Annotated in this window: 17 protein-coding genes, 1 tRNA gene and 1 pseudogene; 8 read left to right on the top strand and 11 right to left on the bottom strand. The window is 64.4% G+C overall.

Annotation, left to right across the window (positions count from 1 at the left end; genetic code table 11):
- Positions 1–121 precede the first annotated feature (121 nt).
- Positions 122–1,638: pseudogene (locus tag AC1DB1_RS19220) on the top strand (phytoene desaturase family protein).
- 49 nt (positions 1,639–1,687) lie between these two features.
- On the opposite strand, the gene ctaD reads toward AC1DB1_RS19220, so the two are convergent.
- Complete coding sequence (ctaD, locus tag AC1DB1_RS19225) at positions 1,688–3,409, bottom strand: aa3-type cytochrome oxidase subunit I (protein ID WP_477201972.1); 1,722 nt, start codon at positions 3,407–3,409, stop codon at positions 1,688–1,690.
- An 897-nt stretch (positions 3,410–4,306) separates the two neighbouring features.
- On the opposite strand from ctaD, the gene AC1DB1_RS19230 reads away from it, so the two are divergent.
- A complete protein-coding gene (locus AC1DB1_RS19230) occupies positions 4,307–4,567 on the top strand; it encodes a hypothetical protein (RefSeq protein WP_374008525.1) in 261 nt (86 codons plus the stop codon).
- A gap of 831 nt (positions 4,568–5,398) precedes the next feature.
- A complete protein-coding gene (locus AC1DB1_RS19235; RefSeq protein ID WP_477201973.1) occupies positions 5,399–8,068 on the top strand; it encodes an AAA family ATPase in 2,670 nt (889 codons plus the stop codon).
- A 16-nt stretch (positions 8,069–8,084) separates the two neighbouring features.
- Here AC1DB1_RS19235 and AC1DB1_RS19240 read toward each other — a convergent pair whose 3' ends face one another.
- The 4 genes from AC1DB1_RS19240 to AC1DB1_RS19255 form a co-directional block, all read right to left on the bottom strand.
- Positions 8,085–8,486: a hypothetical protein gene (locus tag AC1DB1_RS19240; RefSeq protein ID WP_477201974.1), complete on the bottom strand. Its 402-nt coding sequence runs from the start codon at positions 8,484–8,486 to the stop codon at positions 8,085–8,087.
- Between the two features lie 73 nt (positions 8,487–8,559).
- Complete coding sequence (locus AC1DB1_RS19245; RefSeq protein ID WP_477201975.1) at positions 8,560–10,944, bottom strand: hypothetical protein; 2,385 nt, start codon at positions 10,942–10,944, stop codon at positions 8,560–8,562.
- Complete coding sequence (locus AC1DB1_RS19250) at positions 10,941–11,420, bottom strand: hypothetical protein (protein WP_477201976.1); 480 nt, start codon at positions 11,418–11,420, stop codon at positions 10,941–10,943. Before AC1DB1_RS19250 ends, AC1DB1_RS19245 begins: the two co-directional genes overlap by 4 nt.
- Entirely contained in the window at positions 11,420–12,052 is a 633-nt protein-coding gene (locus AC1DB1_RS19255; RefSeq protein ID WP_477201977.1) for a hypothetical protein, read from the bottom strand. The genes AC1DB1_RS19250 and AC1DB1_RS19255 overlap by 1 nt, the downstream gene beginning before the upstream one ends.
- A 249-nt stretch (positions 12,053–12,301) precedes the next feature.
- Here AC1DB1_RS19255 and AC1DB1_RS19260 point away from each other — a divergent pair.
- Positions 12,302–12,372, top strand: a tRNA-Gly gene (locus AC1DB1_RS19260).
- 425 nt (positions 12,373–12,797) lie between these two features.
- Here the strand turns inward: AC1DB1_RS19260 and AC1DB1_RS19265 are convergent.
- Positions 12,798–13,208: a hypothetical protein gene (locus tag AC1DB1_RS19265; protein WP_477201978.1), complete on the bottom strand. Its 411-nt coding sequence runs from the start codon at positions 13,206–13,208 to the stop codon at positions 12,798–12,800.
- 2,554 nt (positions 13,209–15,762) lie between these two features.
- Entirely contained in the window at positions 15,763–17,955 is a 2,193-nt protein-coding gene (locus AC1DB1_RS19270; protein WP_477201979.1) for a beta strand repeat-containing protein, read from the bottom strand.
- A 345-nt stretch (positions 17,956–18,300) separates the two neighbouring features.
- On the opposite strand from AC1DB1_RS19270, the gene AC1DB1_RS19275 reads away from it, so the two are divergent.
- On the top strand, positions 18,301–20,154 hold the full coding sequence (locus AC1DB1_RS19275) for a DUF2207 domain-containing protein (RefSeq protein ID WP_477201980.1): 1,854 nt from the start codon (positions 18,301–18,303) through the stop codon (positions 20,152–20,154).
- Positions 20,155–20,181: 27 nt separating this feature from the next.
- On the opposite strand, the gene AC1DB1_RS19280 is transcribed toward AC1DB1_RS19275, so the two are convergent.
- On the bottom strand, positions 20,182–20,682 hold the full coding sequence (locus AC1DB1_RS19280) for a hypothetical protein (RefSeq protein ID WP_477201981.1): 501 nt from the start codon (positions 20,680–20,682) through the stop codon (positions 20,182–20,184).
- A gap of 122 nt (positions 20,683–20,804) precedes the next feature.
- On the opposite strand from AC1DB1_RS19280, the gene AC1DB1_RS19285 reads away from it, so the two are divergent.
- Positions 20,805–21,173, top strand: a complete 369-nt coding sequence (locus AC1DB1_RS19285; RefSeq protein ID WP_477201982.1) for an META domain-containing protein — start codon at positions 20,805–20,807, stop codon at positions 21,171–21,173.
- A gap of 20 nt (positions 21,174–21,193) precedes the next feature.
- Here AC1DB1_RS19285 and AC1DB1_RS19290 read toward each other — a convergent pair whose 3' ends face one another.
- The 3 genes from AC1DB1_RS19290 to AC1DB1_RS19300 are packed head-to-tail and all read right to left on the bottom strand — an operon-like array spanning position 21,194 to position 23,591.
- Positions 21,194–21,613, bottom strand: coding sequence for a (R)-mandelonitrile lyase (locus tag AC1DB1_RS19290; RefSeq protein ID WP_477201983.1), 420 nt, complete (start codon positions 21,611–21,613; stop codon positions 21,194–21,196).
- A gap of 46 nt (positions 21,614–21,659) precedes the next feature.
- Positions 21,660–22,679 carry an aldo/keto reductase gene (locus AC1DB1_RS19295; protein WP_477201984.1) on the bottom strand — a complete coding sequence of 340 codons (1,020 nt, stop codon included), beginning with the start codon at positions 22,677–22,679 and terminating at the stop codon, positions 21,660–21,662.
- Positions 22,680–22,703: 24 nt separating this feature from the next.
- Positions 22,704–23,591, bottom strand: a complete 888-nt coding sequence (locus AC1DB1_RS19300; RefSeq protein WP_477201985.1) for an aldo/keto reductase — start codon at positions 23,589–23,591, stop codon at positions 22,704–22,706.
- Positions 23,592–23,677: 86 nt separating this feature from the next.
- On the opposite strand from AC1DB1_RS19300, the gene AC1DB1_RS19305 reads away from it, so the two are divergent.
- A complete protein-coding gene (locus tag AC1DB1_RS19305) occupies positions 23,678–24,592 on the top strand; it encodes a helix-turn-helix transcriptional regulator (protein WP_477201986.1) in 915 nt (304 codons plus the stop codon).
- A 168-nt stretch (positions 24,593–24,760) separates the two neighbouring features.
- Positions 24,761–26,269, top strand: coding sequence for a flotillin family protein (locus AC1DB1_RS19310; RefSeq protein ID WP_477201987.1), 1,509 nt, complete (start codon positions 24,761–24,763; stop codon positions 26,267–26,269).
- Positions 26,270–26,383 lie beyond the last annotated feature (114 nt).

The following is a 26,383-nucleotide window of genomic DNA, read 5'->3' on the forward strand; positions in this document are numbered from 1 at the left end:
ACACTGCACCGATATGACTCATCATGATGCAATACTTGCGAAAGCGCAATGAGATTTTCTGAGACCGATGCTGGTCCCGGCTCGAAGTGGTTCGCTCCGATCCGAAGGGTACAAACGTCGAATGAGCTCGAACCCCGACGCGATTGTCACCGGCTCTGGACCGAACGGCCTGGCCGCGGCCGTCACCCTGGCACGCGCCGGTCTTTCGGTAACCGTGTACGAACGCAATGCGACCCCGGCGGCGGGGCGCGTACCGAGCCGATCACACTGGAGGGCTTTGTCCACGACATTTGCTCGGCCATACATCCGCTTGCTTTCGCCTCCCCGTTCTTCCGGAAATTCACGCTGGCCGATCTGATCCGGTTCGTGGTCCCGCCCATCTCGTATGCTCAGCCGCTCGACGGAGGCCGCGCGGCGATCGCCTACCGGACCTCGACCGAACGGTGGAATCGCTCGGCGCGGACGGACCAGCGTGGCGTCGCCTGCTTCAGCCCTTGGTCGACCACGTCGACGCGGTTGCTCAATTCACCGGTTCCGAGATCCTCCAGTTTCCACAGCATCCCCTCATCGCTGCACGTTTCGGGGCAACCACGCTTACCCAGGGCGGCCCGTGGTGGAATGGACTCTTCCGCGAGGAGCGGGCGCCAGCTCTGCTCACCGGTGTTTGCGCGCACTCCAACCTCCCCCTGCCAAGCCTCGCGGCCGCCGCGGCCGGCCTGGCACTGGCCACCTACGCGCACGCCGGTGGCTGGCCGGTGCCGGTCGGGGGGAACCAGTCCATTACGAATGAGCTGATCGCCGACTTAGTCGATCACGGCGGCGAGGTCGTCACAGGCGCAGACATCACGAGCCTTGGAGAACTGCCCGCTGCACGCGCCATCGTTGTCGACACAAGCGCGGACGCCGCCGCACGCCTTGGAGCAGACCGACTGCCGCCCCGCTACCTTCGCCGTATCAGCCGGTTCCGCGCAGGCAACGGCGTCGCGAAGGTCGACCTTGCACTCGCCGGCCCGGTGCCCTGTATCAACTCGGAGCTAACCGGCACCGCTACCGTCCATCTCGGCGGTACGCGGACGGCGGTCGCCCGCTCCGAACGCCTGGTTGCAGCGGGGCGGTACAGTGACGACCCGTATGTGCTGGTCGCCCAACCCTCGGTGTTCGATTCCAGTCGTACGCCGGCGGGGAAGCACGTGCTGTGGGCGTACACGCACGTGCCGTGCGGCTCAACGATCGATCGATCGGAGGCGATCATCCGTCAGATTGAGCGCTTCGCTCCGGGGCTCCGGGACCTGATCCTGGCGACTTCCTCACGCTCCGCCTCAGACATGGAACGCTACGACCCGAACTACATCGGCGGCGACACCGCGTCGGGGGGCGCCAACACTTCGTCTGATGATCGCCCGGCCGGTGACTTCGACCGAGCCATGGCGGATGCCCGGCCGCGGCCTCTACCTCGCCTCCTCGGCCGCCGCGCCCGGCCCCGGCGTGCACGGCCTCCGTGGATACTACGCCGCACGCAGTGTTCTACGGCACGAGTTCGGCGTCACTCGGATGCCGTCGCTCGCCCCCGAAACACGCGGCGCTGCGCCGTCCGTCGCCACCGACGCGATCGGCCCGGGCACACCGCTGCAGCAGTAGCCAGACATGCGCGGATGAAGTTTTCGCGCCCGGTGGGAGGTCTAGCGAATCACTTGATTCTCCCCTCGGCGGGATCGGCTGTCGCCGCATCGGGGGCGTCCTTCGCCGGACCGACACCGACCGGGATGCCCGCCTCGGGGTGGTTCAGGTCGAACGCCGGCGACTCAGAACGGATGCGCGGGATCGACGTGAAGTTGTGCCGCGGCGGCGGGCAGCTGGTCGCCCATTCCAGCGAACGGCCGTAACCCCACGGGTCGTTCACGGTGACTTTTGGCGCGTTCCGCGCGGTCAGGTACACGTTCACGAAGAACGGGATCATCGAGATCGCGAGGATACCGGCGCCGATCGACGAGACCTGGTTCATCCAGGTGAAACCGTCGGACGGCAGGTAGGTCGCGTACCGACGCGGCATTCCCACGACACCGAGCCAGTGCTGGATGAGGAACGTCGTGTGGAAACCGATGAACAGCAGCCAGAAGTGCCACTTTCCCAGCCGGTCGTTGAGCATCTTGCCGGTCCACTTCGGCCACCAGAAGTAGAACCCGGCGAACATCGCGAAGACGACGGTGCCGAACACCACGTAGTGGAAGTGCGCGACCACGAAGTACGTGTCGGACACGTGGAAGTCGAGCGGCGGAGATGCCAGGATCACGCCGGTCAGGCCACCGAAGGTGAACGTGATCAGGAAGCCGATGGACCACAGCATCGGCGACTCGAATGTGAGCGACCCGCGCCACATCGTCCCGATCCAGTTGAAGATCTTCACGCCGGTCGGGACCGCGATCAGCATCGTCATCAACGAGAACCACGGCAGCAGCACAGAACCGGTGACGTACATGTGGTGCGCCCACACGGTGACCGACAGGGCGGCGATCGCGATCGTCGCGTAAATCAGCGTCTTGTACCCGAAGACCGGCTTCCGGCTGAACACCGGGAAGATCTCCGTCACGATGCCGAAGAACGGCAGCGCGATGATGTAGACCTCCGGATGACCGAAGAACCAGAACAAGTGCTGCCACAGCAGAGCTCCGCCGTTCGCGGCGTCATAGATATGAGCGTCGAAGACGCGGTCCGCAGCAAGGGCGAACAGCGCGGCGGCCAGCACCGGGAAGGCCATCAGCACGAGGATCGAGGTCACCAGGGTGTTCCAGGTGAAAATCGGCATCCGGAACATCGTCATGCCCGGGGCACGCATGGTGATGGTTGTCGTAATGAAATTCACAGCACCCAGGATGGTGCCGAAGCCGGAGAGCGCCAGGCCCAATACCCAGAGATTGCCGCCGATACCGGGCGAAAACGTCGTACTCGAAAGTGGGGCGTAGGCGAACCAGCCGAAGGAAGCCGCACCCTGCGGGGTCAGGAAGCCAGCCACCGCGATCAGCGACCCGAACGAGTAGAACCAATACGCCAGCGCATTCAATCGCGGGAACGCGACATCCGGCGCGCCGATCTGCAACGGCAAGAGCACATTCGTGAAACCGGCGAAGAGCGGCGTCGCGAACATCAGCAGCATGATCGTGCCATGCATCGTGAACAGCTGGTTGTACTGCTCTTTCGTCTGCACCACGTTCAGACCCGGCTCGAACAGCTGAGCGCGAATGATCAGCGCCATCACACCGCCGACCAGGAAGTAGACGAAGGACGAGATCAGGTACATGTACCCGATCGTCTTGTGATCCGTCGACGTGATGTAGTTCACGAGGATGTTGCCCTTGCGCTGCACACCGTTCGGGACGACGCCTGTGTCGGGGCGGTCTCCAATGATGACCATGTCGATCTTCTCCTCAGTGTTTGGCCTCAGCGGCCGACGGCAGGAGATTCATTTCCAAGAAGGACCGTTCGATCGAGCAACCCGACAACTGCCATCTCCACGATCGGAACGCTTGTGCGGACAGGGATGCCCTCTTGCCAGCTACGCCACCGGCAACCGCTGGCGCCCGACACGCCAGCCCGCGGTCGAGTACGCGGTAGACCGCACGCGTTTCGTGGTGATCGGACCCTCGACCTCGCCGGAACGGGGCGGATTTGCAACCGGGATGGCGACAAAGCCGTTGCCAATTGCGATCGCACGAAGGTGCCCTTGAACTCAGCCAAATCTCGCCCAGATCGCACGCCGACGTTGGCGGCCGCAAGCCGTCCCCAAGGCCGGAATCGTGTCGTCAGTCATCCCACACCTCCTACCGAGCCAGTTCGCTCACTGCGCCAACAAAGTCATCATGATGCAATACTTGCGAAAGCGCAATCAGAATGGACGTTGCAGCATTGCGCATGCCCAACCATTCCGTGCCAGGCTTTCCGGCGTACCGTCGCTCCGCTTGCGGTATTCCTCAAGGCGACAGGGTGCCGCCACCACTCCATGATGGTTGCATTCGCTCCCGATCCCCACCGCATCCTCGCGCGCGGCGATTCCCGGCGGTCGGTTCCGCGCACACGTCGCAGGGCACACCGCGTTTGCCTCCTACGACGCCGCCCCCGGCCCGGGGTGCGGCGCGCTCCGACGCGCATCAAGAGATCCGCCGTCGGGAGCGCCTCATCTCCCAGATCATCGTCACCCATCCTCCGGTCGCACCGCCGCCGATAATCCAGGGCGAACCATACCGTCTTGGCGGGGTCGATTCGCGGCAGGAGGTGGGACAATTGCGGTAGCGCAATCAAGGAGATGGTGGCAATGAACGAGCGCGACAACCTGGAAGGGCGATACACGCAAGCAGAACCGGAGACGGCGGAAATCCGCAAGGTCCACGGACAGTACACAGAAGAAGCGGGGGCTGGACCCGAGCCGGACGCTGTCGGGACCTACGTAGGTGCCGAACGCGAGGGCAAGGAGCCGTTGGTGCGAAGCACACACCAGCGCATGGGCAACTACCCCAAAGCCGAACACGGCGAAGCGGCGACCGAAACCGCCGACCCGCCGGCCGGCGACTCATGATGTGACCATCACAACCGTCGAGCCGCAATCAGCATTCTCATCAGCGAGAAGCGTCGCGTGCCACAGCGAAGAAGCGATGGCGTGGCTGAAGGCCAAGGCACAGACGGGGCAACGAGTAGATGCGGTCAGCCGTTTGCGGGAGCACCTAGTTGAGGTGCCCCACTCGTCGACAACTACGAAACGCACGCTGGAGCACCCATGCTGTTCGACGAGGACGTCCGGCCGGTTGTCCGAACTGCCCAAAACCCTGACGGTCAGCGGCTTTGTAGCGGGGCATGCCCTCACCGGTAGGAGTGAGCTCGGCAGTCGATGCCTTGCTCATCGTCGCTGGCCGCCGCGCGTTCGACACCTACAGCATCGGCTACATCACGGGATGGGCGGACGAAGACGCAACAGCCATCTGGGACACGGTAGAGCGAGTCCTGAAGACTGCCACACGGTCGCAGCAATCATCGGCAGCCGCGACTAGCCACCAGCGCGAGACCAAGAAGACCTGTCCATCTAGGGCGGGTCTTTTTCCTGTCCGCACAACGGATCAATGAGTGACGAGATGGCCGGCGACCGAGGCGGGTTGCGAACACGAGCTGAGAAGACGAAGTGGAAGAGACAGATGAGGCGAAGAGGGACGAAAGAGAAGAAACCGACAACGAGAAAGAGACAGAGAAGGGACGGGAGGGAAGAGCAAGCGGGAAATGGCAATGCACGCAGGCACTCTTCGAGTGTGCGCGCTCCATGCGCGCCAAAAAGCGCGCGCAACCGGAAGTTCTAAGTGTGAGAGGTGGAGTAGCGCGCTGGAAGCGCGGGCACGCGGCCCAAGGAGTCAAGCAGGCCGTGCACTACGCCTTCGGCGGTGTCTGCGACGCCACCCTGACAGCCAAGACCACCGACGGCGCCCTAGCCGCGGCCGGCTACGCGGACGCCGTGATGACCCGCTACATCGTGGAGAGCGGGGCCATCCGGGATGACCTCCTCACCCGCTCCCAGCTGAAGGATTGGGTCGACGGCGTCGACCCGCTCACCGGTGAACGCCGAGGGCGGGATCTGGAGTCGCCGGTCGCGGACCTGATTCTGGACGCGACGATCAACGCCCCGAAGTCGTTCTCGATCGCGGCGATATTGGACCCGGAGTTAGCGGCCGCGTACGAGGACCTGCAGGACCGGCTGAGAGACCGGATCATCCACCTCTGGCAGGAGGAACTCAACGCGCGACGTGGGAAGGGCGGCTGCATCAGGGAGGACCTCGCTAGAGTCGAGGTGGTCGAGCTCAAGCATGAACGCTCCCGCTCGCTGGATCCGCACAAGCACCGGCATCTGTGGTTGAACGTGAAAGTCCAAGGTATCGACGGGAAATGGTCGAACGTGGACACCCGGGTTGCGTTGCGGTTCCAGAACGTGATCAATGCCGAAGGCGACCTTGCCGCCCGCACCGACCCCGCATGGATCACCGCCCTCACGGCGAGAGGGTTCACTCTGAATGAGGACGGGGAGATCACCCAGCTGCAGCACCTGGTGCGTCCGTTGTCGAAGCGGTCCGCGCAGATTGAAGGCAACAAGATCGCGCGGATCGGGTGGTGGAAGCAACAGCACCCCGGGCAGGAGCCGTCCCACGATGTGCTCAATCAGATCGACCGATGGGCCTGGGCCGCCGGCCGACCCAGCAAACCCGGCGATCTGGATGAATACGACTGGGCCGCGCTTGTCCGCGAAGAACTCGCTGCCGCCGACCCCGCGCTCCTCTTGGCGCGTTCCCGTATCGAGCCGCCTTCGGCATCGATCGAAGATCTCGACATCGAACTTCTCGCCTCAAGAGCCATCGTCGATGCTGACGCTCGATCAACTGGCACCGGTGGCCGGTTCAGCATGGTCGACGTCCGCGCTGGCGCGTTACGCGCCCTGGCGGCGACCGGTGTCATCGCTGAGCGCACGGAACTCGCGACCATAGCCGAGCAGGTCATTGCCGCCACACGAGCACACACCGTCACACTGCTCGACGAGCCTGACGTCCCTGCGCACATCAAGTGCAGAATGGCCGCCTCTACGGCAGCGCTGAAGGCTACGATTGCCAACCGAGTCGAAGCGCTGTCGGCTCCCGGCGCCGCGGCCCACTTGGAGGAGATCACCGCGATCGCTCACGCGCTCGACCCCGAGCGGGTCCTGGACAATGATCAAACCGACGGCGCATCCGCTATCGCTGGGACTGCGTCCGTCGTCGCAATCACCGGAGCGGCTGGCACCGGAAAGACGACCATGCTCAAGGTCGCCGGCGCCACCCTGCGCCGTCACGGGCGGAACATGATCGTCGTCGCCCCGACCAAGAAGGCCTCCACCGTCGCCGGACGAGAAACCGACAGCGCTGCCTCGAGCCTCCACCAGCTCCTACACGACTACGGCTGGCGATGGAGCACTGGAGTCGCCGGGAACACCGAATGGGCACGGCTTCAAATCGGCGAGATCGACCCCACGACTGGACAGCAATATCAGGGTCCGCGGATCCGGATTCGGCCCGGCGACCGGATCGTCGTCGACGAGGCCGGCATGCTCGACCTCGAAGCCACCAATGGCCTCATCGACATCCTCCACCGCACCGACGCCACGGTCGCGGTCGTCGGCGACGACTACCAAGCAGTTCCCGTCGGGCACTCCGGCGCCATGGCCCTCTTCCGCCGGTCCGCATTCGAGAAGATCGAGCTCACCGAGATCCACCGATTCCACGAGCCGGAATGGGCCGACCTGTCCGCGCGTCTGCGCGACTCACGTGGTTCGACTGAGACTCTGGCGATCGCTGAGGAGATAGAACGCACGGGGCATCTTGTGCGCGTCACCAGCGAGGCGGAGGCTCATCAGGCGATGGTCACCGCGTGGCTGGAGTCGTCCCGGAGGGCGGAGACAATCGCACTTGTCACCGCGACGCACTCCGAGGCCCAACAGGTCAACGAAGCGATTCAGGCCCGACGCATCGAGTCCGGCGCGCTCAACACAGGTCGCTCGGCGATGGCGCAGTCCGACCAGCCCGTGTTCGTTGGGGACGTGGTTCAGACCCGAAGGAATGACAACGCATCCGCCGTCGAGAATCGGCAGAACTGGATTGTCAGAAACATCACGGACGAGCACATTACCTTGGCATCCCTTTCCGATTCGACCGCCCTACGACAGATCACACGCGAATACGCGAGCTCCCACCTCCACCTCGGGTACGCCAGCACTGTCTACGGCGTTCAAGGCGAAACCACCGAACGCTCGATCGTGGGACCCGGCGTCGACGCTGCTGGCCTCTACGTGGGGCTTACTCGAGGGCGCGCGCGAAATGACGTTGTTGTCATCGCGTCGACGCTCGAGGCCGCGAAAATGGAACTTGCGGCCACGATGCAGCGGCAGCTTGGGGAAGAAACGATCGAGAAGTCTCGTGTCGCTGCTCGGCAAGAGCTCGCCCGTGCGGCGAGAAGCGACGCTCCACTGCCGGTTGCGACCGTCGACCCATCGTCGCCCACATTGTCGAGGTGAGCCGGCAAGCGCCGGTCTATCGCCCAGCCAGTCCCAGCGCGATGATCTCCCGCCCAAGGCGGCTTCTACCGTCGAGTGCACGGTCCCGTTCACGATAGTTGAGGAGTGCCACCCCAAGAACGTCGGCGCGTTGTTGCGAAACAGGGCGCACACCGCCTCGCAGGAAGATGAGCGGTTGACGTCCGTCTTTTCCAGACAGTGCCGCAGCAGACTCCACAGCGTCGACATCCAGGTTTCCGCGCCCGTTATAGACCCAGCCGAGATAGCGAGAGCTGTAAAGATCACAGGAATCCCGAGCGATCCCTTCCGAGAGGACAGTGTCGGTTGCGCCGAGGTAGATCATCCACTCTCTGCACAACTCAACCGCATCCTTGTCAGAAACCCCAGACAATCTCGGGCTCGGCGGTTCGTAGGGCATAGTCCCAGTTTGCCGTAAGCCACCGCTGTAATGAGAGGAGCTGTCCGGCCGGAAATACGCCGCAAATATGAGATTAATCCTCGCCCGCTCGCTCGGCTTCCAATTCAAATGCGTACCGAGCCGCGCGACAAAGAACTCGTGGCGTCTCTCCATCTGCGATTGCGTGCAGCGATTCGTTCAGCGACACGATGCCGCCTTTCAGCCCGACTCTCTGTATCGCGTGGATGATTCGCAAAGGGACTCGTACGCCATCGGAAGTCAGCAACTCCTCGAGCCTCCTTGTAAGTTCTTGCGGGGCGTCGGGACTCATCGCCGAGACCCGAACCATCGCCTGCCCTGCCTCTGCTCGGACATCAGGGCTCCGATCGTATGAGAGCTGCAGCAGCAGGTAGTGCCCCCAGGTCGAATCGGCGGCACCCGAGATTGCGTACGGCACTGACTTTGCTGTTTCGATCCGAGAGCCTTCGTCACCAGACGACCAACGCAAGAGCTGGTCGATAACCGAACTGCCTCCGTCGATTCCAAGAGACGCACCCGCTCGGAGCGCCGCAGGGAATCCCTCCCTCACACGAGAGCGAGCCATCGAGACTCTGTAGGGACTTCCGGAAATAGCACTCCAGCCGGCCGCGAACTCTTCACGAACCGGTTCCGGAACCTGCGCCGCAAAATTCGCGATTCTTTCGAGAGCTTTTGCCTTGAGAACGGCATCTACGTTTGCAAGCAGCATGGCCGTGACCTCCTGCCAGACGTCCGCTGATTCAAAACGCATAGCGAATGCAACAGCCACATCGCCAGTGTCGACCCCGCCGAAGGAGTATTGGCCCGCAACAGCCGCGTTAGTTTCCGTCTGTAGCGCGCCCACAATAATGTTCTGCGCTTGCCACAAGTCGTCTGCAGTTGGCTCGTTTCTGCGATCATCAACCATTCGCGCGACATCTACCACGTTAGACAGACCTCGAGCGTTCTGAAGGCCTAAACACTCAGCCAGGACCTCCCTCAATGCGGACGGACCATCTGGGTGAGCGTCATACCAATCGGACCATGCTGCTCTGACTTCTTCGTCGACGGCGCTCCACTCCAGGCTCTCTAATGTCAACGCAATTGCAGATGCGACGGGCTCGTCCACACCCTCTGTCAGAGAACCGAGCGCCTTCTTCGCCACGTAGTCGTCGGCTCCGCTTCCTGGGACCAGGCGTCGCAGCGTCCTCCACATCCGGTCAAGAGCCGACCACCCCGCTGGACCATTGAGACGCTCACTGTCTATGGAGCGTTCTGCAATTGGAATTGCTTGCAGCAATTCATCTTGCCCAAGCAGATCGGCGGCGAAATCGAGTACAAGAAGGTCCGCTTCTGTAACTCGCGAGATGGCCGGCGAGCGGTCAACAACGGTCTTCGCCTCTCGATACAGCGCGTCGCTGGGTCCCTCACTTTGAATGAATCGAAGAGCCGTCTGCAGCGGTCCTGTTCTGCCTGCCTGCCGAAGTAGGCGAATCGCTTCACGAGCTTCGAAAATGCCCTTTTCACTCGAAAGCAATCGAAGCTTGCCTAGCGCTTCCCTTGCACGACTCATCAACGAGGTTGATCCAGAGAGCTCAGCGATCAGGTACCCGCTGTACGCGAACTCTGAGAGAGGGGTTCGGCCCATTACAACTTTCCCGGAGTTGGACTCGAACCGCTCCTCCCATTGCTCGAGCAGAACTCGCGCATCGCGCTCCTCGAAGACGTTCTCCACGCGATAGTCGATCCAAGTTGCCCGGCTCCGAACGGCGTCGGTCCAGCTGTTGTCGCGCATAAATTGGAGATGCGCCCATTCACCCAAGGCGCGTCGGAAAAGAGTCTCACGCATGTCCGCCTGTACGACGGCGGAGTCCCAGCTGATCCCTTCGCTGACAGAAAACGTCTCGAGCAATCCAAGATCATGGCCCCGGAGGATCTCGAGGCATTCAGCGCAGGCCGCCCGAGCCAGTTCGAACTGCTGGGCGTCCTGGCGTCGAGCGCACACGAGCAACAATAGGTATGCCAGGAGAAGATCGACACTTCCGGTATACGGCGAAGTCGCGCGCAACGCTTCTTTTCCGCTCTCGGCGAGCGCGCTCAGGTTGTCTGCAGCGAGCTCAGGCTCATCCAGTTCGAGCGACCCAAGTGCTGCGAACGCAGCCGAAGCAACTCGTTCGCCGTACGACAGGGTCGCGTCCGCTGCCAGACTCCAAAGTCGAAGTGTCGCATCTACCTGCGTTTCGGACGAAAGCGACATCTCAATCAGATCGACGATGTTTGCGCTTTCGAGCGACGGCTCCGACGACGTATCCGAGTCCTGCTCCCTCTCGAATTGTCGACGCTCCACGAGCAGCGCGAGGCGCGTGGCCTCGTTCACGATTGGCCCCGAGAAGTTCGGATGAATTGACACCGTCCAGGGCGCGACGACTGCTGCAACCCACTCAATTCCGGTGTTTGTCAAAAGTCATCTCCTCTCAAAATCGGCTGCTCGCGCCTTGCCAGGCCAAGCCCCGTTAGATTCTTGTGGCTTATGTAGGTCATCAAGAATTGCCTCAAATAGAGGCCAAGTTCGTAGGCTGAATCAGCCCGATAGCCGTCGACAAACAACACCTGCTCCGGGACTTGTTCCTTTAGCAGTCGCCGTACTGGCTCTACTGACAGGGTTGGCTCGCACCTGTCGCAGGCCACCAGTGCCACAGCCTCCAAAGCGTCCAATCGACATCTGAAAACTTGGTTGGTCACGCGCTGTCCACCGTCTACGTGAGCGTGCTCTGATGCGCGGTAAACCACTATCAGTACGTTCACCGGCTCACCTGGCGCAGCGAAGCGCACCTCATAGTCAGTGCTAAGTTCGCCGATCAAGCCCACCAGGCTCGCTTGCCACGAAATATCGCCAAGGCGTTCGGCCTCTGCCCAGGCGACGGTAACCCCGGGCATCAGCGGTCGATCACCAAATCGCTTCGACTCACAAAGAGTGTTGTCGTTGATGATTCGGCGGCCGGCCGACAATCCTTAGACGCGAGTTCGACTGCGACCAGTTCTGCGCCGCTATCCAGGTCTGCTGACTCGGCGCGTAGCGCCGTCGACCCGTCAAACAATGGACATGCCGCTCGCGCGGCCTCGACTCCGGTCCCCACAATGCGAACACTCTGAGTATCGGCAATTCCCGAAAACGCCAGAGCAAGAGACACGCAAACGGCAATCGCGGCTGCGCCGGCGCACCACTTGCCGACCCTGAGATACGTCTTGATCCGACTGAGCACGCTGTCGGCGTGACTCCGGAGCCGCTTTTCGCGCTGCTCCGGAGCCTCGTCGAGTTCCTCAGCGCTTTCCGCAAAATAGATCGAGCCAGCCGCGAACGCCACCGTGGCTAACACCAGTAACGAAAAGCCGGCCACCCCGATGTATAGGTATCCGCCAGCGGGAACGCGTCCCTGTTGCACGAACAGCGCAGCTGCGAGGACGCCCGCGGCGGCCCCACACAGCGTTGCCACATTCGCGCAGCGCGCTCGGTATGCCGAGTTGCGTTCGGCCGAAGCCCGAAGATGCTCACTCGAGTCCTCAGCCATGGATGCACCCTACAAGTCGCGGAGTCGCATCGCGCACATTTCGATCGACGTCATCAAAATCGCAAGTGCTGACTGAAAATCAACCAAGCCGGACGGCAGGGAGCGGCATCCGTCGTTCGAATCAAGGGACCCAAGCGAAGGAACAGATCTCAAAGCGTTGAGTAAACGGTGAGTTTGGCCAAAAACCATTGAGCGGGTAGTCTGGGCGGCAGCCTCACTTCCCAGTGTTTTACTGGGATTCCGGGCCGCGCGAGTGTAGTTCAATGGTAGAACTTCAGCTTCCCAAGCTGATAGCGCGGGTTCGATTCCCGTCACTCGCTCTCTTTGTCACTTCGCGAGCTTGTGTGAATTCTCACGCATCCCGCGACTTGTCTCAGGCCACTTTGGACCAGTCACGTCTCGCGGCCGTTCGATAGACACGAACTGATCGGCCGTCTGTCCACCACTCGTCGCCATTCAACAAGCCATCCACGTCGCCTAACGCTGCGAGGGCGTGCGGGGAGTTCGTTGACTGTGGCGCGGTCAGATCAGTCGGGCAAACTCAGTTTGATCAATTCGCTAGCCCTTCGTGCAGCCCGACGGCGAGGGATGTATCGTGCAATCGAAGCGAGCTTCGCCACGCGCCCTGGGTCGCGACGCGGGTTTCCCGATTTCGAATGGTCCGGCTCCGTTGCTGTATCCCCTCTTGGGACGCACCGAGCAACGAGCAGAGAGCGCCGCAGCTCGTCTTTGGCATGATTCGGTCTCAAACCCTGCGCCGCGATGGGCGCGAGGCAAGAAACGAAACCGAGATGCCCCCGACCGCCGCAATAGCGGCCGCTGCCCACAACGGCGCGTCCGGCCGCAGTTCTAGCCTCAGAAATTGCGACCACATGAGCAGAAACAATCCATACCCGACGACGCCGGAAGCCAGACCGGCCACTAGTGCTTGCACAAGTATCGGGCCGCGCTCGACGATCCGTCGGCCGAGGACCGCTGCTGCGCCGACAATCAGTCCAGAAATCAGCCCGATCAACAGCGGAACGAACACCAGGTAGGCCACCCAAGCTCCGAAGTACCCGATCTGCGCCGCGCGGACGCAATACACGGCAACCGAAATGACGGCGAATGCGCCGACCATGATGAGCAGCAGAGATCGAACCGGGAATTGAACCATTGGCCGGCGCTTTTCAGTAGACAAGTGTCCCAGGTCCGTACTTTTGCATTGCTGCTCTGAGGTTGGCAGCCTGCGCTCGCCACTGAATCGTAGAGATGCCGAGTACTTCCACCCCAATTAGCACGCTCACGTCCGTTGTCCGACCGTGTGCAATCTGCTGAAGCGAAATTATTTCACCGTCCCCCGTTATAGTCTGGAACTCGATGGTCGAACCAGGTTCGTCGAAATAAATCTCGGAAGTGACGGTGAACGTCACGTTCGTCGAAGTTCGCACCTTCACCTCACCGGTCCCATTCGCGAGCGGGGTCGCAAGCAGAGTACAACTCCACTCGTTGATAAAGGCCGAGCAACCTCGCACAGGAAACGGGAAGATTTCCGTCGGATGCGACTTGAAGACGTCCATCACTTGTTCCGCTGATTACCCTTGCCAACTTGAGACGCTCTTGTTGGCGGTTTCCTGGATTGGGCTGCCCAACAAATAGAGTTTCTCGGTCGGCGACGGATTCCGCCTCCGTGAAACTCATTCGCTTCCACCGTAGCTACGAGATGAGCCGCACGGCGAACAGAAGCTCTAGAAAGTCGATCGAGCCGCTCCCGCTACTCGCCGAGAACTCCCACCCTCCCGGATGGGTTGGCTCAACGAGCATTCCAGCGTTACCGATCCACGCCTGCGTTACGTCCCCTTCCGTTCGCCAGACGTTCCAAACCTTCAGCGCCGCGGGCTGAGTCACCCCGCTGACCGCGACCGAGTCTGTAGACGGCGCCGTCTCTGGCCATAGGTCGACAACCGAAGTAGTCAGTCCGCCCGCGACCAGTGAGCCGCGAGTGACCCTAAGACGGATTCCGTGACCGACAGGCCGGGTCCGAAACGTCACCTCTACCCGCGATTCACCCCCAGGCAGGTCGATTTCGAACAGCGACCATATGGTGCGATCTCCGAACGCGATCCGCGCACCACGCGATTCCTGAAAGAGCTCCGATAGATTCTTCACACTCTTTGTCAGCCCCTCTTAGTCGGATACGTGTCAACGACCACGCCGTCTGCGACGACTCTTCCTTCCAGCAACTGGATAGCCGAACCGGGTCTCATCTTTTCGAGCGCCATTTCCGGGCTAAGGAATCTAACGGGCAGGTCGTACGTCTCGCCGCGTAGCACTCGATCGGGATAGTAGAGCCGACAATCAAAATTCTCTCCGCCGACCGCGAGTGGACACGAATAGAAGGGCATCTCACCTCCGGCCGTGAGGTCGATGTGTTTGCCGCCTTCCTCCTCGGTACGGAAGCGAACCCGTATCAGCGCATCGGGCCCAGGATCTCTACGGTTCAATCGATTCTCCCTCGGCGTCAAGCGTCACGCTGCCAGAGCCGGCACTCGACGTCCATCATTGCGGTCTCACTAGGGACGCTTAGTCCTGTGCGGAAATCCGCACATACTCCCACAGCGACGCTTGCTGGCTGTCCTCATTCACAGAAGCTCGGTGCGCGAGGCCCGCGACGTACCAATCGGGGTCAACGCTGTATCGGGCATCGCTCGGATAGCCGGAGATGACGGGCTTCTGAAACCAAATGTGACTCCGCCCGCCTCCTTGCAACTTCCACCCCAACACTGGGTTCTCATTGATAATCAGGTCGCCAACGAGCAACCCCGTGTCAAAGACAACCCCGTACCACGGGTCCGCGAGACGACCCGGCTCAGCTGGATCTCTCCGAACACTCGAGACGAGCCACCGACCGAAAGCATCGATCGATGCGCGGTCCGCGCGGATGGGCACGCTGTTGCGTCGGGCCAACGTTCGAAGGATCTCGATCCGCTCGCCCTTGTGCTCCATCGCGTGTTGGTATGCGATCCGTGCATCCGATCTGCTCATCTCACCAGGCAGGCCCAGCACCGGTGGGACATAGGACTCGTAATCTCCCCAATCGACGCCTGTCACTCACCCTGCCCTTCACGCACAGTGACTGACGCGAGCTGCCACATTCGGGCGATCATGGGCGCGTGCCGTCGGAGGCGAGTCTCTTTCACGAGTTGAAGATACCGGTCAGGACTGCATCTGTTGCGTAGCCACATTGGAACGGCGCAAGACCATGTCGAATTCTCAACTTTCGCGTTAACGCCAACTAGCCTCCGGCGAGCCGAAGCCGCCGACCTCGTGCCTCGTAAGGACCCAGAACGCGCTCGGGCCACGAACTCCAGCGCGGTGACCCCACATAGGGCGGCACCAGTTCTAGGTATTTTGTGGTTTCATCCGACGCTGGATACTGATGTGACCCAACGCAGTCACATGAGATGACGCCAATCGCGCCGCACCCGAGCCGCCGAAAGCCGAACCGAAATGCCGACCACAGACACCATCACCGCCCGCCCCGACAGCATGGTCGCCCTAGACCTCTGCGACTTCTTCGCCTCACCTCACCCGCACCGGTGGGAGTACACGAACGGGCATCTGGTGTGTGCGTACTGCGACTGCAAACAGTCGCTCTCGTCGTAAGGACGTCGATAACCTCGACCGGCATAAGGGTTCGAGCTTGGCGCCCACTGCCGAATAGCCAACCCCTACGCGCTGCGGCTCGCGCTGCGACGACGGTTCAGCAGCGCCCCGACGCCGCAGAAGATGGTCAGGATGGCGAGGCCGGCGGGCAGAGCGATGTCACTGCCGGTGGCGGCGAGGCCACCGTCACCGCTCGCACCTCCCGAGGTAGTGGGTGGCGCAGGGCTGATCGGTGGTGTCGGGCCGGCGGGGGTGGTGATGGTGAGAGCGACCACGGCCACAGTCGTGTCTGTGCCGACCGTCTGGGTGACGGTGAATTCGTGTGGCCCGGCCGTGAGGGCGACGACCGGGACGACCGTCCAGGTGCCGTCGGGTGCGACAGTGGCGCTGCCGATGACCGCACCGGCCTCGTCGGTGATGGTGATCGTCGCGCCCGGCTCGCCAGTTCCGGCGAAGGTGGGTGTGCGGTCTGTGATCGACGACCCATCGGCCGGAGCGGTGATGGTGACAGGGGCGATTCCCAAAGGACCGTTGACCGTGATGGCGACGACGGCAGTGCTGCCGTCCGAATCTGTTGCGGTTATGGTGTGCGAGCCGCTCGAAAGTGCGCTTGAGATGAGGGACCAGGTGCCGTCCGCGAGGACCGTCGTCGTCCCGAGGACGGCGCCGGTTTCGTCGGTCACCGTTACGGTCGAACTGGGCGTCGCCGTTCCGGTGATGGTCGGGGTGTCGGTGGCGATGGTCGAACCGTCTGCGGGTGAGGTGATCTGTATCGGTGCGGGGATGGCGACGGTGATTGCGGTGGACGCAGATGTCGCAGTCGTCCCGGTCCCCTGGGTGGCCGTGATCGTGTGCGGCCCGTTCGAGAGGCCGGTGGCCGGGGTCAGCGTCCATGAACCGTCCACCCCGACGGTGGGCGTGCCGAGGGTTGCGCCGGTCTCGTCGGTCACGGTGACGATCTGACCGGGTTCACCCGTTCCCGTGATGACGGGGGTCGCTGTCGTGACCGTGCTCCCGTTCGTCGGGCTGCTGATCGTGACCGGGGTGAGAGTGATCCGCAGCGTGGAATGCTCTATCTCTCCCGAATCCGACATGCCGGCCGGCACCGTCGACTGCGCACTGTCGTAACCGATCCGGAGTCGTGCGTTGGCGACCTCGGACACCACTCCCGCCGGCACCGTCCACGTCAGGTCTGCGGTTGCCGCACCTGCGGGAACCACTGCTGTCGCCTGCTCGTCTGCGCCGAACACGCCGTCCCCGTTGAAGTCGATCCAGCCGGCGAGGGTCGACGCCGTCTTGGTCGGGCCGCCTGCTGCGTTCGACACCGGAACGGTCGCCGTGTAGGCCTGCCCGGCCAGCGCTGTGGAGAGCGCCGGCCATGCGGGGGTTCCGTCGTTCGAGCTCGACGGTGCTGCGACAGCAGTCGTGTTCAGGATTTCGGCGTTGTCGTTGGATGTCGACGGTCCGATCGCCACGTCGGAGCGGAGCGCGGAGGCTGCACCGTAGGTGCCGCCGAGGTTCGAGCCGTCCTCATCGGCGGAGACGGTCGTGTAGTAGAACGCTGACGCCGTGCTCGGCGTAGCTCCGCCTTCAGCGTGCCGTGCGAGCGATACCCCGAACGTCACCTGCGTCACCGTCCCGCTGACCTGCACCGAGCCGCAGCCCTGCGGGGACGTATTCGGGCCCAGTGGAGATGTGCAGGCCGGAGCCCCACCGCCGGCTGTCGCGGCCGGCCGGTCGGCGACGATCGACGTCGCACCAACCGTCCAGCCCGTCCAGCCGGCTGTCGGAGTCATCGTCAGGCCGCCCTGCAGATCCAGGCGCAGCGTGCTGGAGGCGAACATCGTCGGAGTCGAACCGGCAGCCGGGCTCCCATTCAGATTTGTGAAGTGGATCGACGGGTTGGTGACCGGGCGGCTGAACGTGTAGGTGACAATTCCGACCGGGCGGTACACGTCATCCGTGGCACCGGAGGGAACGAACGCGGTTCGCGTCTGGTCCGCGTTCAGGATTCCGGTGGGCGCGTAGGTACCGCCTCGCGGAGCCAGGCTTCCTCCACCGGCGAACGGCCCCATGCTGCCGAGCGCGCTCAGGGTCACGGTGACGCCGCCCGGAAACGTGGCGACTCCATTCGTCCACTGTGCGCCCGCAGCGCCGGCAGGCGCCTGAGCTGCCTGTGCCGACAACGGCACACTCACTCCCAGGGCGACCACAGCCATCACAAGCGCAGCGACGCCGACCCTCTTCGCGACCCCCATCGGACAACCCTTTCCCGGGAAGTCGACGTGGCCGTCTCCCCCTGTTTGCGTGTCACGAGTGTTTCGAGACAGAGAGTACGCCCAGCGGACCACTCATTGCTACGGCCTGATCTAGGGCGCGATGTGAGGCGCTCTCTGCGCTCGCAGGTGGATCAGAAGGGCGACCCCTGAAACTCGACCCCTCGATTCGACGAACCGCGCACTCTCGGTGACATCCGCCATGTCAGGATGGGACGCGTGCTGCCGGGAGGGCCGGCAGCCATGGTTAACCGTCCGGTGGGACGGAGGACGGCGGGACACGTGGGAGTCCGCGCTCGAGACCGGCGCTCGCGCCGTTGGGGCAGGATGCTGGCCGCGCATGCGGTCGCCGTAGCGTTGTGTTCGCTCGTCGTAACGGGGACCCTCCTGACCGCAACCGCAACAGCCGCGCCTGCGCAGGCCCACCCCGCCGGCGGCGCGCCGGCCGCCGCCCTGGCCCCCACCGGGGTCGACGACTTCACGTTCGCGAGCTTCGACGGCGACTACCGGCTCGGCCGCGATGCCGAGGGGCACTCGACGCTCACCACCGTCGAAACGCTGGTGGCGCGATTCCCCGAAACCGACCAGAACCACGGCATCCGGCGCGAGCTGGTCGAGGACTACGACGGTCACCCGACCGAACTGAAAGTCGTTTCGGTGGCCGACCAGAACGGCAAGCCGCGCCCGTACAGCAGCGAATCCGACGACGGGATCCTCTCGCTGACGATCGCGGCGAAAGGCTACGTCCACGGCGACCAGACCTACGTCATCACCTACACGCAGACGAATGTCACGCGCTACTTCTCCGATACCGACAATGACGAGTTCTACTGGGACGCCAACGGCACGGAGTGGGCGCAGCCCTTCGATCGCGTGACGGCGACTGTGCACCTCGGTTCCGGCCTGACCGATGTCCTGGAGGGCACCGCATCCGCCTATCGCGGCGCCCAAGGCTCCGCCCAGGCTGCGGGCGTCGAGCACACCGACGACGGGTTCCGCTTCAGTGCGGACCAGCTCGGTCCGCGTGAGAACCTCACGTTCGCCATCGGCTTCGCCCCGGGCACGTTCACCGCACGCGCCGACGGACTGTTCGACACCGGCTGGGGCTATGCGGCTGTCGCCGGCCTGCTGCTCTGCATCCTGACGCTGGTCGGCGCGATCGTCGTGCGTGTGCGCCTGCTGCGCGACGCTCCCGGGCGCGGCACGATCATTCCCGAGTACGTTCCACCGAAGGAGGGGCTTCTCCTCGCTGCTGACGTGACCGGACGCAGCAAGAAGGCGGTCGCCGCGCAGACGCTCGACCTCGCGGTATCGGGCCGGGTGCGCGTGCTGCAGACCACGGGATTCTTGGGCCGCCCTTCCTACACGCTGGAGCTCGTCTCGACGGAGGCGACCGGTCTCCAAGCGCTGCGCGACCCGCACCCGACCGCCGACGAGCTGCAGTTTTTGCAAGCCCTCTTCGGGGACGCGGTCGTCCCGGGCAGAACGCTCGAGCTCGGCTCCACCAACTCTCGTGTCGCCCGCGCCATCTCCGCGCTGCTGAAGCGCGTGCACAAAGACGCCACCGGCTTCGGCTACCGCACCACCGGACCGCGCGGGCCGGTCCGCGCGGTGTTCTTCACCGCGTTGGGCGCGACTGTTCTCGCCGTCGTCGCTTCGGTGCTGTGCATCGTCGGCGTCTACGGAGGAGCGGTGCCGATCGCGACCCTCATCGGCTCGGTCCTGCTCTTCGTGGCCGTCGCCGTGCTCCTGTCGCGCTCGCCTCTGACCAGCACAGGCACGACTCTCCGCGAGTATGTGGACGGCCTGCGGATGTACGTCGACCTCGCCGAGGCCGACCGCATCCGGTACCTGCAATCGCCGCAGGGAGCGGAGCGCGTGCCCGTCGCCGTGGACGACCCGCGCGAGATGCTGAAGCTCACCGAGCGTCTCCTGCCCTGGGCCGTGCTGTTCGGCGACGAGAAGAAGTGGCTGGCGGAGCTCGGGAGATTCTACGAACAGACCGGACAGACGCCGACCTGGTACTCCGGCCAGACCGCCTTCAACGCCGCTGTGCTCTCCCAGATGGTCAGCGGGATCTCCTCCAGCACGACCATCGCGAGCAGCTCGTCATCTGGGGGCACCGGAGGCGGCGGGTTCTCCGGCGGCGGAGGCGGAGGAGGCGGTGGTGGCGGCGTCTAGGTTGGTCTCCCCATCGCTTGAGCCCTCCTAACCGGCCGGCTCCTGTATGACGCGCAGCCACCCGAGCTCGATGCCGTCGGTCGAGATGAACGCCAGCTGCACCGGTCCGCTGTAGCCCGACACACCGCTGGTCTGATCGCGCACGGCCTGACCGCATGCGAGTTCGCCCTCCGTAAGGGTGCGTGGCGCACTGCTGACCTCGGCTGTCGTCAGCCGGAATCGACCACCACTCGGGCCGACACAGCCACCCTCGATGACGAACGCTCGGCCACGAACGAGGAGCCCGGGACCGACAGTGCTTCCGTTCGTCGGCATCGACGACACGCTGTCGACCTGCGCGAACGCGACTTGGCCGGGGACGCTGCCCTGCGGCATGTCGAAATCAGACGAGGACGAGGACGAGGGCGAGCCGCTGCCCGCCGACGGTGTCGCGGGCGAGGGGATGACCGGGGTCGAGCACCCCGAGAGGGTTATCGCCCCCGCCAAGGCGAACGCCAGTGCCGTCCCCCGCACGAAGCTCGATCTCACGAGAGGGATCGTATCGGCCGCGAACACGATCCGTCGATCAATTCCCGGGGTGCGCGACCCGGTATCCCATCGGCGAGCAGCCGGTATTCCGTTCGGCGGCCGCGTACCAGTAGGTTTTGCCCATGAGGACTGCCAGGGTCGTTCGCCCTACTCTCGCCATCGCCGCCGCCGTCGTGCTCGCCGCTCTCACCGGATGCTCGTCTTCGGGCTCCTCCTTCACCGGGACCTGGGGTCAGGACTCCCCTGGCCAGCCAACCCTCACGATCAAGGAGGACGGCAGCTTCTCGGGCAACGACGGCTGCAACGACATGAGCGGCAAGGGCACCATCTCCGGCGACACGTTCACCTTCGGGCCGTTCGCCACCACTCAAAAGGCGTGCGAGGGCGTTCACCCCTGGCTCAACATTGCGAGCACGGCCAAGGTCGACGGCGACACCCTCGTCGTCTACAAGAACGGCGGCGACAAGATCGGCACGCTCGACAAGCGCTGACGGCGGCGGGCGCGGCAGGCTCACGCCCCGGACTGCGGTGAAGACCGATCGAACTCCTCGTCGCTGACGTGCTCCTTCCAGTTCGTGGTCGCGGCGGGGTCGTCGGCGCCTTCGAGCATCGCGATGTGCTCCATGAAACAGCCGGGCGCCGCAGCGTGCCAATGATCCTGGCCGGGAGGCGTGTAGACGGTCTGGCCGGGGCGCACCTCGATGACGTTTCCCTCGCGGTCGCCGAACCAGGCGAGACCCTGGGTAATGCGCAGGTACTGGCCGCGTGCATGCGAATGCCAGGCGGTGCGCGCCCCGGGTGCGAAGCGCACCAGCGCGACGGTAATCCGCTGATCGGCGTCGTGAGGCACAGCGACCGGGTCGACCCAGACGTCGCCGATGAACTGCTCCGGCGGATTCTTGGTGGTCGGCGGAGTGGGTTCGATGTTCATGCTCGATGCTCTCTTTCTCGATCGGTCCGGATGCTCGCCCAGCCGCTCACGGCCGGCGACGTGCAGCGGGGGTCAGCTCTGCGGCGCCGTAGCTGTTGTCGTCGGGGTTGACGGTGACGCCCGGCGCGACGAGCTGGTCGATCCGGTCCAGCACGTCCGCGGTGAGGACCACCTCGGTCGCCGGCAGGTACGACTCGAGCTGCTCCATCGTGCGCGGGCCGACGATCGCGGCCGTCACGGCCGGATGCGTGATGACGAAAGCGATCGCGAGCTCGATGAGGGCGAGCCCTGCCTGTTCGGCGAGCAGCGCGAGCTCCTCGACGATGTCGAGCTTGCGCTGGTTGGCCGGATTGCTCATGTCGAAGCGGGCGCTCGGGCGCGCGGACGACGTCGGCGTGGATGCCGCGTCCTTCCTCCACCGGCCGGAGAGCCAGCCGCCGCCGAGCGGGCTGTAGGTGAGGGAGCCCATCCCGTGCCGCTGGATCGTCGGCAGCACGTCCTCCTCGATACCGCGCACGAGGATCGAGTACGGCGGCTGCTCGGTGACGAAGCGCTCCAGGTTGCGCTCCCGTGACGCCCACTGCGCCTCGACGATCTGGGATGCCGAGTACGACGAGGAGCCGATGTACCGGATCTTGCCCTGCCGCACCAGATCCGTGAGTGCGCCGAGGGTCTCCTCGACGTCGGTGTCCGGGCTCGGGCGGTGCACCTGGTACAGATCGATGTAATCGGTGTCGAGGCGGCGCAACGAGTTCTCGACCTCGCGGATGATCCACCGACGCGAACCGCCGCGCTGGTTCGCGTCGTCGCTCATCGGCATGAAGAACTTGGTGGCGAGCACGACGTCGTCGCGTCGACCCCGCAGGGCCTCTCCGACGATCTCTTCCGAGACGCCGTTCGAGTAGACGTCGGCGGTGTCGACGAAGTTGATGCCCGCGTCGAGAGCGCGGTGGATGATCCGGATGCTGTCGGCGCGATCGTCGTTGCCCCAGGGGCCGAACATCATCGCGCCGAGACAGAGCGGGCTCACCTGCACACCGGTTCGGCCGAGAGGACGGTAGTCCATGATTCTCCTACTTACTCTGACCGTTCAGACTTCGGGGATGACCATCGCGAACCGCTCGACGCGGGGCTCGTCGGGGTCGGGACCGCTGCGCACGCCGGTGTCGAGAGCGTCGATGCGGTCGAGCTCGTCCGGCGTCAGCTCGAAGTCGAAGACGGCGAAGTTCTCGGCGATGCGCGTGGGGTTGACCGACTTCGGGATGGCGGAGCGCCCCTGCTGAAGGTGCCAACGCAGCATCACCTGGGCCGGGGTCTTGCCGTGGGCGGCGGCGATCGAAGCGATCGTGGCGTCGTCCATCACGCTCTTCCGCTGCTCGCCCCACCCCGGGTAGAAGGTGATGCCGCCGATCGGGGACCACGCCTGCGTGATGATGCCGTTCGCGGCGTCGGCGCCTTGAACAGCCGGCTGCGTGAAGTACGGGTGCAGCTCGATCTGGTTCACCGCGGGCACCACGTCTGTTTCGGCGAGAAGACGCTCGAGGTGGTGCGGCATGAAGTTGCTGACACCGATCGCGCGCACCCGGCCGTCGGCCGCGAGGGCCTCCAGCGCCCGGTAGGCGGCGATGGTCTTCTCGAAGCGGTCGGGTGCCGGCTGGTGCAGGATGAGCAGATCGAGCTGATCGACGCCGAGCTTGCCGGTCGCCTTCTCCCAGGCGTGCAGGGTTTCGTCGTAGCCGTAGTCGGACACCCACACCTTGGTCTCGATGAACACGTCGGAACGGTCGAGGCCGGAGCGACGGATGCCTTTGCCGACCTCCCGCTCGTTGCCGTAGGCGGCTGCCGTGTCGATGTGCCGGTAGCCGGTGTCGAGAGCGGCCTGCACGGCGCCGGTCGTCTCTTCGGGTGATGACTGGAAGACGCCGAGCCCGAGCGCGGGCATCCGGACGCCGTTGTTGAGGGTGAGTTCTGTGACCATGCCATTCACGATAGGAGCGGTTCGCGGCGACAGGGAGGGCACGTCAGTGCCTCCCTCGGTCGCGGGCCCCGGCGTAGGGTCGGGCTATGGCGCAGACCGATGACGTGCGGGAGTTCCTCACCTCCCGCCGCGCGAAGATCACCCCCGAGCAGGCCGGCCTGCCCGCGTACGGCGGCAACCGCCGGGTGAAGGGACTCCGCCGCGAAGAGGTCGCGATGCTCGCCGGGATGAGCGTCGACTATTACACGCGTCTCGAACGCGGAAACCTCTCGGGCGCATCCGACAGCGTGCTCGAAGCCCTCTCGCGTGCCCTGCAACTGGACGACGCCGAGACCGCGCACCTCTACGACCTGGCGCGCGCGGCCGGCCTCGCGCCGCGTGTGCGGCGCAAGCGCAGCCCGACGACGGTGCGTCCCAGCGTGCAGCGGATCATCGACGCCATCGTGGGCGCGCCCGCCTGGATCCGGAACGATCGCGGCGACGTGCTCGCCGCCAATCAGCTCGGCCGTGCCCTCTACCTCGACCTGATGGCCGAGACCGTGCAGCCGCCCAACAACTCGCGGTTCACGTTCCTCAACCCGCGAGCGCGCGAGTTCTACTGGAACTGGGAGCAGGCCGCCGACGACATCGTCGCCATCCTGCGCTCCGCCGCCGGTCGCAACCCGTACGACAAAGACCTCACCGACCTCATCGGCGAGCTCAGCACGCGGAGCGAAGAGTTCCGGATCCGGTGGGCGCGACACGACGTGCGCCATCACCGCACCGGGCGCAAGCGCATCCATCACCCGATCGTCGGCGACCTCGACCTCGCCTTCGAGGCGTTCGAGCTGCCCGCCGATCCCGGACTGCGGATGAACGTCTACACGGCCGACCCCGGCACCCCCTCCGAGGATGCGCTCAAGGTCCTTGCCAGCTGGGCCGCGACGCAGGAGCGGGAGACCGCCGAGGCGACGGCCGCGGAGACGGCCGATATCGAGCAGAGCGGCCGCAGCACTCCGTAGCGGGATATCACCGACCGGCTAGAGCGCGTCTATGCAGTGAACGGTCAGGCCGCCCATAGGGTACAAGCACTCGACCCGTCGTGCAGAGGGGCTCGTGCACGGCCGAACCCGACCTCGGGCCGGTCCATCCGTCACAAGACCGCGGCGGCGCCGCGGCGGAAGGAACCCATGTTCGACTTCCTGACCGGTCCAGTTGCAGGGATCATCCTGCTCGTCATCGTGGTCGGCGTCATCGCACTGATCTACGCACGCACGGTGTACAGGAACGCCGGCCCCGACGAGGCGCTCATCATCACCGGCAAGCGCCCGAAGAAGGAGCGCGGTGCGGACGGAACCACCACGGAACGCTCCGGGACCCGGATCGTCCACGCGCAGGGCGTGTTCATCACGCCGTTCTTTCAGAAGGCGCACAAGATCAGCCTCCGTTCCCGCGCCATCGACATCAGCGCCGCTGCGCAGGACCAGAACGGCATCACCCTCACCGTCGACGCGGTCGCCATCGTGAAGGTCGGCGACGCGGAGAGCTCGATCCGGGCGGCCGCCCAGCGGTTCCTCGGCCAGGACAAGAACATCGACAGCTTCGCGCAGGAGGTCCTCTCCGGTTCGCTGCGCGCATCCATCGGTTCGACGAACGTGATGACGATCATCCAGAAGCGCGACGAACTCGGAACCACCGTGCTGAACACGGCCCGCGAGTCGCTCGCCAGCCAGGGGCTTGACGTGGACTCGTTCGAGATCAAGGGCATCACGGATGAGAACGACTACATCAACGACATCGGGCGCGCTGAGCAGGCCAAGGTGCGCAAGCAGGCGGAGATCGCCGAGCACGTCGCGAACCGCGAGTCCCGCGAGGCGGCCGTCACGGCCGAGCAGGCGATCGCGGAGGCGGAGAACGCCCTTGCTCTGAAGAAGGCCGCTCTGCAGTTGGATACAGACCGTGCCGCGGCGGAAGCTGCGGCCGCGAAACCGATCGCGGAGGCGAAGGCGCAGCAGTCGATCATCAGCGAACAGGAGCAGGCCGCGAAACGCCGCGCCGAACTCCGCAAGGCCGAGCTCGAGTCCGAGGTCAACGCGAAAGCCGATGCCGACGCCTACGCGATCCGGGTGAATGCCGAAGCTCAGGCGATCGCCGCCCGTACCGCCGCCGAAGCCGACCGCGACGCCCGCAAGGCTTCTGCGGAGGCGGTCACTGCCGAGGGTGTCGCTCAAGCCGACGCGATCCTTGCACGGGGTAAGGCCGAGGCCGAGTCCACCAAGCTCTCCGCGCAGGCGACGGCCGAGAACTCGGAGCAGCTCCTCGCGCTGCGTCTGATCGAGCTTCTGCCGGCGCTTGCGAAGGAGATCGCCGCACCGATGGGTAACATCGACACCCTCACCGTGGTGTCGACCGACGGCGCATCCGAGTTGTCGAAGAACGTCGTCGGCGGTGTCACGCAGCTGGATGCAATGCTCCAGTCGTCTCTCGGCGTCAGCATCAGGGGCCTGCTCGGCAACGTGGCCGGCGGCTTGGCCGCCGGCAGGGCCGTCGCGTCGAGTGGCGGTTCGTCCACTGCGACCGCTGACCTGGCTGCGGCGGCAGCAGCCGTCGCGAATACCGTCGACCCTGCTGTCGGCACCGCACTGGTCGTCACGGACGGCCAGACCGCGGATTCGGAGGACCTTCTCCCCGTCGACTAGACCGACCCGGATGACCGCCGACGGCGGCGCGACCACCACGGTTGCGCCGCCGTTCGCGTTGCTTCGCCCGTTCGCGAGGCGTCGCGCCGCGTTCGCCGAAATGCATTGCGCCGT

The organism is Leifsonia sp. 10N434 (genome assembly GCF_056394405.1).

Bases quoted from the DNA above. Each gene is read 5' to 3' on its own strand.
- ctaD (WP_477201972.1), bottom strand. From the start codon at position 3,409: ATGGTCATCATTGGAGACCGCCCCGACACAGGCGTCGTCCCGAACGGT.
- AC1DB1_RS19230 (WP_374008525.1), top strand. From the start codon at position 4,307: ATGAACGAGCGCGACAACCTGGAAGGGCGATACACGCAAGCAGAACCG.
- AC1DB1_RS19240 (WP_477201974.1), bottom strand. From the start codon at position 8,486: ATGCCCTACGAACCGCCGAGCCCGAGATTGTCTGGGGTTTCTGACAAG.
- AC1DB1_RS19250 (WP_477201976.1), bottom strand. From the start codon at position 11,420: ATGCCCGGGGTTACCGTCGCCTGGGCAGAGGCCGAACGCCTTGGCGAT.
- AC1DB1_RS19255 (WP_477201977.1), bottom strand. From the start codon at position 12,052: ATGGCTGAGGACTCGAGTGAGCATCTTCGGGCTTCGGCCGAACGCAAC.
- AC1DB1_RS19265 (WP_477201978.1), bottom strand. From the start codon at position 13,208: ATGGTTCAATTCCCGGTTCGATCTCTGCTGCTCATCATGGTCGGCGCA.
- AC1DB1_RS19270 (WP_477201979.1), bottom strand. From the start codon at position 17,955: ATGGGGGTCGCGAAGAGGGTCGGCGTCGCTGCGCTTGTGATGGCTGTG.
- AC1DB1_RS19275 (WP_477201980.1), top strand. From the start codon at position 18,301: ATGCTGGCCGCGCATGCGGTCGCCGTAGCGTTGTGTTCGCTCGTCGTA.
- AC1DB1_RS19285 (WP_477201982.1), top strand. From the start codon at position 20,805: ATGAGGACTGCCAGGGTCGTTCGCCCTACTCTCGCCATCGCCGCCGCC.
- AC1DB1_RS19290 (WP_477201983.1), bottom strand. From the start codon at position 21,613: ATGAACATCGAACCCACTCCGCCGACCACCAAGAATCCGCCGGAGCAG.
- AC1DB1_RS19295 (WP_477201984.1), bottom strand. From the start codon at position 22,679: ATGGACTACCGTCCTCTCGGCCGAACCGGTGTGCAGGTGAGCCCGCTC.
- AC1DB1_RS19300 (WP_477201985.1), bottom strand. From the start codon at position 23,591: ATGGTCACAGAACTCACCCTCAACAACGGCGTCCGGATGCCCGCGCTC.
- AC1DB1_RS19305 (WP_477201986.1), top strand. From the start codon at position 23,678: ATGGCGCAGACCGATGACGTGCGGGAGTTCCTCACCTCCCGCCGCGCG.
- AC1DB1_RS19310 (WP_477201987.1), top strand. From the start codon at position 24,761: ATGTTCGACTTCCTGACCGGTCCAGTTGCAGGGATCATCCTGCTCGTC.